The sequence below is a fragment of the Devosia sp. Leaf420 genome (assembly GCF_001425445.1).
Lineage (GTDB): Bacteria > Pseudomonadota > Alphaproteobacteria > Rhizobiales > Devosiaceae > Devosia.
The window spans coordinates 523621-537519 of the sequence record NZ_LMQU01000001.1; the positions used below are offsets into that span (position 1 = coordinate 523621).

Consider the following 13899-nt stretch of genomic DNA (forward strand, 5'->3'; position numbering starts at 1 on the left):
GGTGGATTGAGACTCTAGCTACGCTCGCGTGGTTAGAAAGGTTAACACACCCGAGGACACCAATGGCTGAGATCGCGCGGCTGCACCCGGCCGAAGACAAGTCGTTTCGCTTAGCGCCCCACAATGTGGAGGCCGAGCAGGCGCTGTTGGGCGCTATCCTCATCAACAACGAAGCCTTTTATCGCGTCTCGGATTTTCTCGAGCCGGAGCATTTTTACGAGCCGGTTCACCGCGATATCTATGACATCACCAGCAAGGTGATCCGCGCCGGCAAATCGGCTGATCCGACGACCATCAAGACCCACCTGCCCGATCAACTTCTGCCCGAAATGACGATGTCGCAATATCTGGCGCGTCTGGCGGCGGAAGCGACCACGGTCATCAATGCGGGCGACTATGGCCAGGCGATCTACGACCTCGCGATCCGCCGCAACCTGATCCTCGTCGGCGAGGAAATGGTTTCGGTCGCCTATGAGTCGGAAGTCGAAATGACGCCGACCAAGCAGATCGAAAAAGTCGAAGGCGAGCTGTTCCAGCTTGCGGAAAAGGGCCGCTACGATGGCGGCTTCCAGGCTTTTGGCGCCGCGCTCAGCGCCTCCATCCGCATGGCAGGCGAAGCCTTTCAGCGCGATGGCGGACTTTCGGGCGTCGCAACGGCACTGCACGATCTCGACCGGCAGATGGGTGGTTTGCAGCGCTCGGACTTGATCATCATCGCTGGCCGCCCCGCCATGGGCAAGACCTCGCTCGTGACCAATATCGCCTATAATGTCGCGAAGGCCTGGCGCGGTGAAGTAACGCCCGAGGGCCACAACAAGACCGTCGATGGCGGCGTCGTCGGCTTCTTCAGCCTCGAAATGAGTTCGGAACAGCTCGCGACGCGTATTCTCGCCGAACAGGCAGAGATTTCATCGTCGGACATTCGCCGCGGCCGCATCCACGACAGCCAATTTTCCAAGCTGGTCGATGTGTCCAATATGATGAGCAAGGTGCCGCTCTATATCGACGACACGGGCGGCATTTCGGTGGCGCAGCTTGCGGCGCGCGCGCGACGACTGAAGCGGCAAAAGGGGCTCGACCTCTTGATCGTCGACTATCTCCAGCTGCTTTCCGGCTCATCGAAGGCATCGAGCCAGAACCGCGTGCAGGAACTGACTGAAATCACGACGACGCTGAAGGCGCTGGCCAAGGAACTGGAAGTGCCTGTGATTGCGCTCTCCCAGCTTTCCCGTCAGGTCGAAGCGCGCGACGACAAACATCCTCAGCTAGCAGATTTGCGCGAATCGGGTTCTATCGAGCAGGACGCCGACGTGGTGATGTTCGTTTACCGCGAAGAGTACTATCTGAAGAACAAGGAACCCAAAGAGGGCACGCCAGAGCACATCACCTGGCAAGGGGAAATGGAGCAGGTGCACGGCAAGGCGGAAGTCATTATTGCCAAGCAGCGCCACGGCCCCACCGGCACTGTGCAGCTGAGCTTTGAAGCCCAGTTCACCCGCTTTGGAAATCTCGCAAGGGCAGACTACCTGCCCGAACGCATGGAATAGGTATGAAGCTGACGTCTGGCCTTGGAGGCCAATTGACTGTCGACCTGGGGGCACTGGCCCGGAACTGGCGCGCACTCGACAAGGTGAGCCAGGGCGCGCTGACGGCTGCCGTGGTAAAGGCCGATGCCTATGGTACCGGGATTGAAATGGCCGCAACGGCGCTTTATGCGGCCGGCGCGCGGTTCTTCTTCGTCGCGACGCCGGACGAAGGCAGTGCGGTGCGCACCTCCCTCCCCGAAGCGCATATTTTCGTGCTGGACGGGCTCTATCCGGGGGCGGCGAACTTTTATATCCGGCAGAACCTGATGCCGGTTATCTCCTCTATGGAGATGCTCGAGGAGTGGCTCGCCAAATGCGTCGAGCGGAACGAGGGCTATCCGAGCGCTTTCCACTTCGACACCGGCATGAACCGGCTGGGTTTCCGGCTCAACGAGTCGGTCGCGGTGCGTGAACGCATTTCGCGGCTTGGCTATGCGCCGCAGATGGTCATGAGCCACCTCGCCTGTGCCGATGTGCCCAACCACGAGAAAAACCGCACGCAATTGGCGCTGTTCAGTTCGGTGCTCAACCAGTTTCCGGGGATCCCCGCCTCGCTCGCCAATTCGGCAGGGCTGATGACGGGGCGCGATTATCATTTCCAGATGGTCCGACCCGGGATTGCGCTCTATGGCGGCCGCGCCGTCATTGGGCGGAAGAACCCGATGGCCAATGTCGTGACGCTGCATGCACCAATCCTGCAGGTACGCGAAGCGCGGACGGGCGAGACCGTCGGCTATGGCGCTGCTTATTCTCTCTCGCGCGACAGCCGCTTGGCCGTGATCGGCCATGGTTATGCCGATGGATTTCAGCGCAGTCTCTCGTCAAACAATACGCGGCCGGGCGGCAAGGTGTTCGTACGCGGGAAACTCTGCCCGATCCTTGGCAAGATTTCGATGGACCTGACCATTGTCGATATCACCGAGCTTGGGCCCGATATTCCCAAGCCCGGCGAGGGCGTCGAGATATTCGGGCCCAATATCAGCGTAGACGATCAGGCAGATGTTGCCGGCACGATCGGCTATGAAATGTTGACCTCGCTCAAGGGGCGATATTCGCGCAATTATGTGGGCAATGGCTATCTGCAGGAATAGTCGGCAGCTTTCTGGTTGTTGCAACCTTCCTACCCGCTAGTGCACTTCTGGCGGCTCTGCCGCTCAGTCACCGGTCCACAATTCTTCAGTCGGGCAGAGGAATACGCCATCGCGCAAGTCTTCATCCGGGGCGAGAGCTCTTGGCTTGCCCGTGCCTGGCCATGGGACGCGTGTGCTGCTGTCATCATCGATGATGAGCGTAGTTCCGTTGCCGAAGCCTATGTTCATCGATGCCCTATCGACATTGAGGGCAGTGATCGTGCGTCCGACAAGGAAGGATGTGAGTTCGTCCTCTACGATCTCGCTTAGCAAACGCCCCTCAAGACGTAGCCAGTCGGCAGCGCCCCAAAGGGACACTACCAGCCAGTCGTGTTCGAGACCGAGCGCAAAGAACCCAGGCGACCCCATGCCGTAGGTTCCGAAATAGCGAATGACCTCGTCGACACGCCGACCCACCACGTCATGGGCATGAAGCGGCGGGGGACGAAAGCCACCAATTCGGCGGATGGCCCAAAGGACCACTCATCCTGTGCGATAGGCTCTCCGCCTGGAATTTGAAACTTGCGCACCAGCACTTTGCATCCCCCTTGCCGCAAGACATGATCGAAAATGGACCAGGCATTTGTCAACGGCCTGCCCCCGAGTAGCATACGTAGTTCGCGCTTTGTTCTTGCCAGGTGAATGACATAGAGTTAAATCAAACACAGATCGTCCAGCGTCGGGTAACCCATTGGCCAAACTCAAATCCAATTTCGTCTGCCAGGCCTGTGGCGCGGTTTCGACCCGTTGGCAGGGGCGGTGCGATGCCTGCGGCGAGTGGAACACCATTGTCGAGGAGCTGATCGACAGCGGGATTGGCGCGGGACCGAAGGCAGCGAAATCGGGCGGGCGGCCAACGAACCTGCTGCCCCTGGCGGGCGAAACCGAAGGGGCGGCGCGGGTCGTTACCGGCATCGCCGAGCTGGACCGGGTGACCGGCGGGGGCTTTGTCAAAGGCTCAGCCCTCTTGGTGGGCGGAGACCCGGGTATCGGGAAATCGACGCTGCTGCTGCAATCGGCGGCGGCCTTGGCCAATCGCGGCAAGCGCGTCATCTATGTTTCGGGCGAAGAGGCGATTGCGCAGGTGCGTTTGCGCGCGCAGCGGCTGGGATTGGGCGAGGCCAGCGTGCTGCTCGCGGCCGAGACCAATGTCGAGATCATTCTGGCGACGCTCGAAAACGGACCGCCACCGGATCTCGTTATCATCGATTCCATCCAGACGCTCTGGACCGATCGCGTCGAAAGCGCGCCGGGGACGGTAACGCAGGTGCGGACTTCCGCCCAGGCGTTGACCCGGCTGGCGAAGAAGACTGGCGCGGCCGTCGTTTTGGTGGGTCACGTGACCAAGGACGGGCAAATCGCTGGGCCACGTGTCGTTGAGCATATGGTCGATGCCGTGCTCTATTTCGAAGGGGATTCGAGCCACACGTTCCGTATTTTGCGCGGCGTAAAAAACCGTTATGGCGCGACGGACGAGATCGGCGTTTTTGCCATGACCGAGCGCGGGCTCGAGCAGGTGGCCAATCCTTCGGCGCTGTTTCTCGATCAGCGCGATCAGGACGCGGCGGGCTCGGCGGTGTTCGCCGGCATGGAGGGAACGCGCCCGATCCTCATCGAAATTCAGGCGCTGGTGGCCCCGTCCCCGCTTGGTACGCCGCGACGTGCTGTGGTCGGATGGGATTCGTCACGGCTGTCGATGGTGCTGGCCGTGCTCGAGACGCGCTGTGGTGTTCGCATCGGGGCGAACGATATTTATCTCAATGTCGCGGGCGGGCTAAAAATCAATGAGCCGGCCGCAGATCTGGCCGTGGCGGCGGCGCTGATTTCCTCGCTGACTGGATCGCCCTTGCCCAAGGAGGCCGTCTATTTTGGGGAAATTTCGCTCGCCGGCGGCGTGCGGCCAGTGGTGCATGCGGGGCTGAGACTACGCGAAGCACAGAAGCTGGGCTTCCAGTCGGTGATGACCGGACGAATGAACACCGTCGATCGCGCCGGAGATTTTGCGGTCAACGAATTTACCCAGCTATCGGAAATGGTCAGCCGGATTGCGGCGAACGGGAAGAAGCCGGTGGCTGAGCCAGAGGGCTGGTGAGCGGAGAACAGCGCTGTCTAGTACTCGGTGAAGTGCTCAGCTGCGCAAGATGCCCGCCGTAAACACCGAAGAAGTCGTATGACTTTGCAGCGAAGGCCGGAGCGAGTTGACTATAGAACTCAAGATCACAGATTTTTGAACGACTTTGGGTGGCGGGGAGGCATCTATAGCGCTTTGGAAATCTGGGAATTTCGAACCGCCAATTATCCCTGTTTATTAGTTCAGATAAACCTAGGTTATTGTTGCGAACGGTCTGACTCCAGACCATAAGCGGAGGCCCCAAATTCTATGTGCCCGAGTAGCTTCGGGCCAAAAGCTAGGCCTACCAATGTTCATGATGATCCCGCTTGTCGATCGCATCCGGCAAAGCGCGGACAAGGCGGCGCTCCTCGCCAATTTCCAGCTTTCGATGGCGGAGCTGGGCTTTAGTTGGTCCAATCTTTCCATCGCCATGAACATGGCAGAGGTCGGCTACGAGGTTCTGGTCAGCAATTGGCCGGAAACGGTACGGCTGAAATTTCACGAGAAAACGAGGGTGGATAGCGGCTTTGCCGCGCAGCTTCCGCCGGCCGGCATGAGCTTTACCTGGAACGATATGACCCTTGCTGGTCACCGGGAGGATAGCTTCATCTCGGTGCTGCTGGCCCATGGCATCAAGACGGGTGCGTTTGCCTCGCTGACGGATTTTAACGGACGGCCATACAAGCTGGTGGTTGGCGCGGAGTCGGGACATCCGCTGGTCGAGGACTTGGTGGGGCAGGTCATTATTCTCGCGACCATAACCCTGTTGCGGCTTGATAGCCTGGCCTATGCAGAGGCGGCGGCTGATCCCGGACCGGCGGCAGCGACGCTCAATCTCTCCGAGACGCAGCACGAGATCCTGAAATGGGCTGCGGCGGGCAAGTCGAATAGCGATATCGCGGCAATTCTCGAACTCAGCACGTCGGCGGTGTCCTATCACCTGGCGCGGATCTACAAGATCCTTGGCGTTGCGACGAAACTGCAGGCTGTGGCGCTTCTTACCAATGCGGGCGCTCGCGGCGCTTGAGCAGTGGCCCCTAGAGCTTTTGGAAAGTGGCCGTCGCGACCTGGCGGACTGCTTCGCATTTGCCGACCATCGGCTTGAATGACCGAGGAGCAGATAGCCACCAGGGCGCAGGTGGGACACGAGCTTGTCGATGACCTTGGCCTGGTCCTCCTTGCTGAAGTAAATGAGGACATTGCGCAGGAAGATGACGTCGACGTCCCGATCGACCGGGTAGTGCTGGTCCATCAGGTTGAGGCAGTTGAAATTGGTGCGGCGTCGCAATTCGGGGACGATGCGAACCTCCGATGGCGGAGTCTCGCGGCGCGACCAGAGCAGATATTTGAGCTGCATGTCTTGCGGGACAGGCGCGATCTGCTGGGTCGGGTAGATGCCGATGCGGGCTTGCTGGAGCACTTCGGTCGAGACATCGGTGCCAAGGATCGAATAGCGAAAAGCACCGGTCTTTTCGGCGATGTCGGCAAGCACCATGGCCGCCGTGTAGGCTTCAGCGCCAGTCGAACAGGCCGCGCTCCAGACCTTGATGGTGGGTAGTCGCTCCATTCGACGCGAGGCCAGAAGGTCTTTGACGATCGTTGAGCGGAGCAGGTCGAAGTGTTGCGGCTCGCGGAAGAAGTCGGTCTTGTTGGTGGTCAGGACGTTGACGAGATGCGGCAGTTCCGTTTCGAGCCCTGCGCGGCGAAAGAGAAGATCGCTACATTCGGCAAAGCTCGTCATTTGCAAATCGCGCAGCCTCCGGCGCAGACGCGCTTCGACCATGGATTGTTTGGTGGAATGCAGCCGCACGCCGATTTCGGCGCCAATGAGATCGACTATGCGGGTGAAGTCCCGGTGTGAAAGCTGGTCGACGGTCGCTTGCGGGCTGAAACTGGCTGATTGGGCGAAATGCACTTGATATCTCCGGGGCGGTTCGTCTCCGCCAAACGCGAACCACGGACTAGCTTTGCATGTGGGCGACGGCACCTCGGATCGAGGCGCCGTCGGTTGGGTTAGGCAGCACCGCGGCGCATGAAATCGCCGTCGAGCTTGTCATTGCCGTCATCAAGGTCGAGGTCAAAACCGCCCGACAGTGGCCTCGACTTGCCTGGTTTTGAAAAGTGCGGCGCAGAGGCCATGACGGCGGAGCGGAGATCTCGCTTTACCGGGGCTTCGGCCGCGACACGTAGCGCCGGGGCGGCGTCACCATCGACGCGGAAGTAGCTGATGGCCGCCTGGAGTTGCTCGGCCTGGCTCGCGAGCTCTTCGGCAGTTGAAGACATTTCCTCGGCTGCCGAGGTGTTCTGTTGGGTGACCTTGTCGAGCTGCTGAATGGCGGTGTTGATCTGGGATGCGCCGGCATTCTGCTCGCGGCTGCCAGCAGAGATTTCTTCCACCAGTTCGGCGGTGCGCTGGATATCGGGGACGAGCTTTTCGAGCATGTCGCCGGCGGAGCGGGCCGCCTTGACGGTGGTCGCCGACAGTGTCGAGATTTCGGCGGCGGCGGATTGCGAGCGTTCGGCGAGCTTGCGCACTTCGGAGGCGACCACAGCAAAGCCGCGACCATGTTCGCCGGCACGAGCGGCTTCGACGGCGGCGTTCAGCGCGAGAAGGTCGGTTTGCCGGGCGATTTCCTGCACGACCATGATCTTCTCCGCGATCGTCTGCATGGCGGAAACCGCGTTGTTGACCGCCTGACCCGACAGAAGGGCATCGGCGGCGGACTGGCGGGCGATGCGTTCGGTTTGCGTCGCGTTGTCGGCCGACTGCTTGATGGTCGCCGTCATTTCTTCCATCGATGCCGAGGCTTCCTCGGTCGACGAGGCCTGCTCGGTCGCGCCCTGGCTCAACTGCTCTGCGGTGGCCGACATTTCCTGGCTGCCGGAGGCAACATTGCGGGTTGCGGCCGTCACTTCCGAGACGACGTCGCGTAGCTTGCCAGTCATGGCGTTGAGCACTTTTACGAGGTCGCTGACTTCATCATTGCCCTTAGTAACGGCAGACGCATTGAGATCGCCGCCTGCAACATCATTGGCAAGCTGGACCGCGGTGTTCAGGGATCGCGAGATCGATGTGACGATGAGGGTCGCGGCAAGAGCGGCAATGATGGAGGAGCCAGCGAGGATGGCGAGTAGCAACATGCGGCTTTGTTCGTAGAGCGTCGTTGCCGCGGCATTTTCCTCGGCGAGGTTTTCGACGCTAGCGGCGACGATGGCGTCCACGAGCTTGGTTATCTCCGCACGCAGGGGAGCTGCCAGCTTTGATGCAACTTCGGTCGCTTGATAAGTGCCGCGCTGAAGCGAAATGTCATTGACGGTCTGCATGCTGGCGAAGAACGCTTGCATTTCCGAGGCGATGGCGTTGGCGTCCCTCGCTTCGGCAGAGGATAGCACACGAGTTAGCCGATCGGCTTCGGCGCTGGCCTTGGCAGTCGTTTCGGTAAAGTCGGCCTGATATTTGTCCTGCTCGGTCGGGTTCTCGTCGGACAGGAGCAGGTTGCGGTGTTGGCGATAGGCCTTGGATACCAAGGCCTCAAGCTGCGTGACGCCGATATAAGCGTCCGCAGCAGCGGGATCACCCGCTATCAGACGTCGGCGAGCCGTATCGGACAAGGCGCCCAGCTTTTCCTCGAGGTTCCGGTTGGCTTCGGTAATGACGCCGGTTGTCATCTCATAGGCCCGAGCATCGCTGTTCTTGCTGGCCTCGTCAGCAACGTCGGCAGTCGCAGAGCGGTACGATCCAAGAAGATTGGAGATCTGCTCGATGGTTTCGTTGTTGGCCGCAACGGAGAAACTGCCCTTGAGCTGATCGACCGTGACGCTTGCACCCGCCAGCATCTCGCTGACCGAACGCGCCATCGCAGCAATCTCGGCATCGTCGCTCGAGATAATCATCTGCCGCATGTTGGACGCCGCAGTCGCAAGATCAGCCTGGACCTTGCGCACGGAGAGCGAGCGCTCGACGGGGCCGGTGACGATGGTGTCGATCTTGTCGTTGAGGGTGCCAAGGTTTTGGATGGCGTAGAACATGCCGACGGCGGAAAGCACCATGACCGCGGTGAAAGTCGCGGCCAGCTTTGCCTTGATCGTCAATCTCATTGTGCAGGCTCTTTTTCTGATGCTGCTGCAGGCGGCTCCTGCCGCCGGCATTTAAAAAACATGCGTTTGCGGCGCGACCGGATTTGAACCGCAGATATCGGCGCGCTCAAAATCCCCAGTGACCTACGAGGGGACTGCAGGGTCACTGGGGCTCTTTTTGAGGCGATTCACGGCAGGCGCAGCAGGCAGAGGGGCGCTTCAAACCACCCTGCCCTTGCGCATTCCGCCCATGACAAATGCGAGAAAAGGGGAGGCAAGCAAACCAACCAGGTAACTAGTTGCTAAGACCTATGTGATTGGGTGAATTGGCAGCACTACATCCTCGATTCCGCCGCCAAGCGGCCAGCACCGCCTTTGCCTCCAGGCCGATGGATGCCGCGCTTACGGTCGCTGCAATCGTGCCGCTTTTTTAGGTCAGACAGTGCGCGCGGTGTTGACGAGCGATGATTTGAACCTGACGCATCAGCACAGATGTTAAGAAACTCTGAAAGATCACGTGCTTGCGCCCCTGTTGGTCTTGGCACGGGGGCACAAAGCCGCTAATGGTCCCGCAACAGGCCAAGGCGGCAACTGGAGACAGGCAAAACATATGCTGACAGCGTTCGACGTTGGTGTGGGTGTCTTGGTTTTGATCTCGGCGATCCTGGCGACCGCCCGAGGCCTGACGCGCGAAGTGCTTTCGCTGGCAACGTGGGCCGGCTCTGCCGCCATTGCCATCTATATGTATCTCTACCATCCCGATATCGCGCAGCAGTATATCGCTGAAGAGATCGTGGCCAATATTGCGACCGTCGTGGTGAGCTTCATCGTCTCGCTCATCGTGCTGCACCTACTCACCATGCGTATCGCCGATTTCGTGGTCGATAGCCGCATTGGGCCGATCGACCGGACGCTGGGCTTCGTGTTCGGCGTGCTGCGCGGCATTCTCATCGCCATCGTCATCACGATTTTCGGTACGTGGCTCCTGGGCACCAACCTGCCGGAATGGGCGCGTAATTCGCAGTCGCTGCCGCAGCTCCAGAATATGGGCACTACGCTGATCTCGATGCTGCCTGAAGGGCTTGAGCAGCAGGTCAATGATGTCATCAAGGGTGGTGGCGCCGATCTGACCGCCGATCCCGAGGCCCAGACCACCCCGCAGGAAACTGTTCCTGTCGATCCGACCATTGACGGCACGGTCGACCCGACCGACGCTCCGGTTGCCGGCGAAACCCAGACTTGATCTGAAGCGGGCGTTCTCGTCCGCATCAGGCCCAACCCCCAAATCTGTCATTGGTGGTAGGCAGGCAAATGCGCTATTGGCGTGAACCAGAAACCGTCACTGTCCGCAGGCCAGCGGAGGGTGAGCCTAAAGTTCATGGAGAAGTTCGGTGACCCACCCGAGCGACGACGATTTCGATCTTGAAAGCGACACGCTGCATGAAGAGTGCGGCGTGTTTGGCATTTTGGGGCATAGCGATGCTTCGACGCTGACGGCGCTGGGGCTGCACGCCCTGCAGCACCGCGGCCAGGAAGCGGCGGGGATCGTCAGCTTCGACGGGCGCCAGTTCTACCAGGAAAAGCGCATGGGTCTGGTGGGCGACCACTACACCGACCCGGCCGTGCTCGCCAAACTGCCTGGCACGATGTCCATCGGCCATACGCGCTATTCGACGACCGGCGAAGTGGCGCTGCGCAATGTACAGCCGCTGTTTGCCGAACTTGAAGTCGGCGGCATTGCGATTGCGCATAACGGCAATTTCACCAATGGCCTGACGCTGCGCAAGCAGATCATAGCAACCGGTGCCATCTGCCAATCGACCTCGGACACCGAGGTCGTGCTGCACTTGATCGCCCGCTCGCGCCACTCCTCGACCACCGACCGCTTCATCGACGCCATCCGGCAGATGGAAGGCGGCTATGCCATGGTGGCGTTGACGCGCACCAAGTTGATCGCGGCGCGCGACCCGGTGGGTATCCGCCCGCTGGTTATGGGCGAACTCGACGGCAAGCCGATCTTCTGCTCGGAAACCTGCGCCCTCGATATCATCGGCGCAAAATATATCCGCGACGTCGAAAATGGCGAAGTCATCATCTGCGAGATCCAGCCGGACGGTTCGATCAGCATCGAAGAGCGCAAGCCGGCGCGCAATACGCCCGAGCGTCCCTGCCTCTTTGAATATGTGTACTTTGCCCGTCCTGACTCGGTCGTCTCGGGCCGCAGCGTCTATACAGCGCGGAAGCGCGCGGGCATGAATCTTGCCAAGGAAGCGCCTGTCGAGGCCGACGTGGTCGTGCCGGTGCCAGATGGCGGCACGCCGGCGGCTATTGGCTTTGCCCAGCAGAGCGGCATTCCGTTCGAGCTCGGGATTATCCGCAACCACTATGTGGGCCGCACCTTCATCGAGCCGACGCAGCAAATTCGCGCCTTCGGCGTGCGCCTGAAGCACTCGGCCAATCGTGCCGAGATTGCTGGCAAACGTGTCGTGCTGATCGACGATTCTATCGTGCGTGGCACGACCTCGATCAAGATCGTGCAGATGATCCGCGATGCCGGCGCGACTGAAGTGCATATCCGCGTCGCGAGCCCGATGATCTTCCACTCGGACTATTACGGGATCGATACGCCGGACCCGGAAAAGCTGCTGGCCAACCAGTATCATGACATCGACGCCATGTGCCGGTATATCGGCGCGGATTCGCTGGCCTTTCTGACCATTGACGGCCTCTATGAAGCCGTGGGCGGGGAAAAGCGCAATGCGCAGGCGCCGCAATTTACCGATCATTATTTCACGGGTGATTACCCCACTATCCTGACCGATCTGCACGGTCATTCGTCGAACAATCCCAAGCAGGTCTCACTGCTCAAGGAAGCGGGTTAATGACTGAAAATACCGAACTGACCGGCAAGGTCGTGCTGGTCACCGGCGCTTCGCGTGGCATCGGCTACTCGGCAGCGCTCGAAGCGGCCAAGCGCGGCGCGCATGTAATCGCTGTTGCCCGCACCGTGGGTGGGCTCGAAGAACTCGACGATGCCATCCAGGAAGTCGGCGGCTCCTCGACTTTGGTGCCATTCGACCTGCGGGATGGTGACGCGATCGACCGCCTCGGCGCGGCAATATTCGAACGCTGGGGGCATCTCGATGGGCTCATTGCCAATGCTGGCATGCTTGGAACACTGAGCCCGGTTGCGCATCTGAAGCCTGATGAATTCGAAAAGGTGATGGCGCTGAACGTCACCTCGAACTTCCGCCTATTGCGCTCGCTCGATCTGCTGTTGCGCCAGGCGACGGCTGGGCGTGCGGTATTCGTCTCGTCGAGCTCGGCGCGGTCTGCCCGCCCCTTCTGGGGCCTTTATGCCGCGAGCAAGGCGGCACTCGACGCCATGGTCAAATCCTATGCCGGCGAGTTGAGCAATACCGAGGTCAAGACCAATATCTTCTATCCCGGCGCGGTGCGCACGGCGATGCGGGCCAAGGCGATGCCGGGAGAAGATCCCGAAACGCTGCCGCAGCCCGCGGACATCGCGCCAAAGCTGATCGACCTCTTGAGCGATCGCGTCACGGAGAATGGACGCGTGTTCAATGTCGCGACGGACATGTTCGAGGACATTTGAGGCCGATAGGCCAGCGAAACAAAAAGGCCCCGGATCGCTCCGGGGCCTTTGTTTTAAGCGGCTTCGACATCTGCCAATTTTGAAATCAGCACCTTATCGATACGGCGGCCATCGAGGTCGATGACCTCGAAATGCCAGCCATCGCGATCGAATGTCTCGCCCGTTGCGGGAAGATGGTTGAGGCAGGCAAGGATATAGCCGGCCACGGTTTCGTAGCGCGCATCCTTTGGTACAGTGATCTTGAACCGCTCCGAGAAGTCGTCAACCGGCATCCAGCCAGCGACCAACCACGAGCCATCCTGACGCTGCAAAATGGCGGGATCGTCACCCGGCTCTTCATTGTAAACACCGGTGATCACTTCGAGAACATCGCCAAAAGTGACGATGCCTTCGAAGTGGCCGTATTCATCGACAACCAGAACCATTTTCACCGGCGCCTGGCGGATCGCCTCGACCACGTCGAGAGCGTCGGCGTGCTCCATGATAACTGGCAGCGATTTAACGAGCTTGCGCAGGTCCGGCTGCTGACCAGTAGCGAGAGCGGGAAGCAGATCTGCAAGCGCGAGAACGCCGAGGATGGAATCGGCATTGCCTTCCTGCACAAGGACCTGGGAATGCGAGGTGTTGAGGATGATCTTGAGGTTTTCCTCAAAACTGTCCTCGACATCGATCGAAACGACGTCCAGACGCGGGGTCATCAGGCCGCGTGCCGAGCGATCGGCAAGCCGCATGACGCCCGAGAGCATCGAGTGCTCTTCGGTTTCGAAGACGCCCGCGCTAGTGGCTTCAGCGAGGATCGTTCGGACTTCTTCCTCGGTGACCTGCTCTTCGTTTTGGCCACTCTGGCCGAGAAGACGCAGAACCAGCTTGCCCGAGACATCGAGCAGCCAAACAATGGGCGAACCGACGAGAGCGACGATCGCCATCGGCTGGGCCACGTATGAAGCCACATTTTCCGAGTTACGCAGCGCGATCTGCTTGGGCACCAATTCGCCGAGAATCAGCGAACCATAGGTGATCAGGACAACGACGAGACCGACGCCGCCCACATCGGCGATATTGGCCGGCAAGCCGATCTCGGCCAGCCAGACGCTGAGGCGCGAGCCCAGCGTGGCGCCCGAAAAGGCGCCCGACAAAATACCAACGAGGGTAATGCCGATCTGCACTGATGAAAGGAATTTGCCCGGATCTTCGGCAAGCCTGATAGCGGTGGCTGCACCTTTGTTTCCTTGATCGGCAAGGACTTTTAGACGCGCGGGACGGGAAGAGACGACGGCCAATTCTGACATGGCCAAGGCGCCGTTCACGAGGATCAGAACGACGACGATGAGGATTTCTGTAAGCAACAAAGTGCAATGTTGACACGCCGCGACCAAT

Annotated in this window: 10 protein-coding genes and 1 pseudogene; 7 read left to right on the top strand and 4 right to left on the bottom strand. The window is 60.1% G+C overall.

The annotated features are described in order from the left end of the window. Positions 1-62 precede the first annotated feature (62 nt). A complete protein-coding gene (locus tag ASG47_RS02635) occupies positions 63-1547 on the top strand; it encodes a replicative DNA helicase (RefSeq protein WP_061907161.1) in 1485 nt (494 codons plus the stop codon). 2 nt (positions 1548-1549) lie between these two features. Then, positions 1550-2677, top strand: a complete 1128-nt coding sequence (alr, locus tag ASG47_RS02640; RefSeq protein WP_061907162.1) for an alanine racemase — start codon at positions 1550-1552, stop codon at positions 2675-2677. A 63-nt stretch (positions 2678-2740) separates the two neighbouring features. Here alr and ASG47_RS02645 read toward each other — a convergent pair whose 3' ends face one another. Next, positions 2741-3199: a hypothetical protein gene (locus tag ASG47_RS02645; RefSeq protein ID WP_061907163.1), complete on the bottom strand. Its 459-nt coding sequence runs from the start codon at positions 3197-3199 to the stop codon at positions 2741-2743. A 208-nt stretch (positions 3200-3407) separates the two neighbouring features. On the opposite strand from ASG47_RS02645, the gene radA reads away from it, so the two are divergent. Together radA and ASG47_RS02655 are read left to right on the top strand one after the other, a co-directional pair. Next, positions 3408-4808 carry a DNA repair protein RadA gene (gene radA, locus ASG47_RS02650; RefSeq protein ID WP_061907164.1) on the top strand — a complete coding sequence of 467 codons (1401 nt, stop codon included), beginning with the start codon at positions 3408-3410 and terminating at the stop codon, positions 4806-4808. Positions 4809-5136: 328 nt separating this feature from the next. Next, positions 5137-5856 carry a helix-turn-helix transcriptional regulator gene (locus tag ASG47_RS02655; protein ID WP_061907165.1) on the top strand — a complete coding sequence of 240 codons (720 nt, stop codon included), beginning with the start codon at positions 5137-5139 and terminating at the stop codon, positions 5854-5856. 114 nt (positions 5857-5970) lie between these two features. Here the strand turns inward: ASG47_RS02655 and ASG47_RS20135 are convergent. Then, positions 5971-6816: pseudogene (locus tag ASG47_RS20135) on the bottom strand (CheR family methyltransferase); the annotation flags it as partial. A gap of 26 nt (positions 6817-6842) precedes the next feature. Next, on the bottom strand, positions 6843-8927 hold the full coding sequence (locus ASG47_RS02670; protein ID WP_244487022.1) for a methyl-accepting chemotaxis protein: 2085 nt from the start codon (positions 8925-8927) through the stop codon (positions 6843-6845). A gap of 589 nt (positions 8928-9516) precedes the next feature. Here ASG47_RS02670 and ASG47_RS02675 point away from each other — a divergent pair. The 3 genes from ASG47_RS02675 to ASG47_RS02685 all read left to right on the top strand — a co-directional run bounded on the left by ASG47_RS02675 (position 9517) and on the right by ASG47_RS02685 (position 12522). Further along, positions 9517-10149 carry a CvpA family protein gene (locus ASG47_RS02675; RefSeq protein ID WP_061907169.1) on the top strand — a complete coding sequence of 211 codons (633 nt, stop codon included), beginning with the start codon at positions 9517-9519 and terminating at the stop codon, positions 10147-10149. 148 nt (positions 10150-10297) lie between these two features. Beyond that, positions 10298-11788: an amidophosphoribosyltransferase gene (gene purF, locus ASG47_RS02680; RefSeq protein ID WP_061907170.1), complete on the top strand. Its 1491-nt coding sequence runs from the start codon at positions 10298-10300 to the stop codon at positions 11786-11788. Then, positions 11788-12522: an SDR family NAD(P)-dependent oxidoreductase gene (locus ASG47_RS02685; RefSeq protein WP_061907171.1), complete on the top strand. Its 735-nt coding sequence runs from the start codon at positions 11788-11790 to the stop codon at positions 12520-12522. The genes purF and ASG47_RS02685 overlap by 1 nt, the downstream gene beginning before the upstream one ends. Positions 12523-12575: 53 nt before the next feature. On the opposite strand, the gene ASG47_RS02690 is transcribed toward ASG47_RS02685, so the two are convergent. Continuing rightward, positions 12576-13871, bottom strand: coding sequence for a hemolysin family protein (locus ASG47_RS02690; RefSeq protein ID WP_320408908.1), 1296 nt, complete (start codon positions 13869-13871; stop codon positions 12576-12578). Positions 13872-13899 lie beyond the last annotated feature (28 nt).

Coding starts and splice junctions, on each gene's coding strand:
- ASG47_RS02635 (WP_061907161.1), top strand. CDS start 63: ATGGCTGAGATCGCGCGGCTGCACCCGGCCGAAGACAAGTCGTTTCGC.
- alr (WP_061907162.1), top strand. CDS start 1,550: ATGAAGCTGACGTCTGGCCTTGGAGGCCAATTGACTGTCGACCTGGGG.
- ASG47_RS02655 (WP_061907165.1), top strand. CDS start 5,137: ATGTTCATGATGATCCCGCTTGTCGATCGCATCCGGCAAAGCGCGGAC.
- ASG47_RS02670 (WP_244487022.1), bottom strand. CDS start 8,927: ATGAGATTGACGATCAAGGCAAAGCTGGCCGCGACTTTCACCGCGGTC.
- ASG47_RS02675 (WP_061907169.1), top strand. CDS start 9,517: ATGCTGACAGCGTTCGACGTTGGTGTGGGTGTCTTGGTTTTGATCTCG.
- ASG47_RS02685 (WP_061907171.1), top strand. CDS start 11,788: ATGACTGAAAATACCGAACTGACCGGCAAGGTCGTGCTGGTCACCGGC.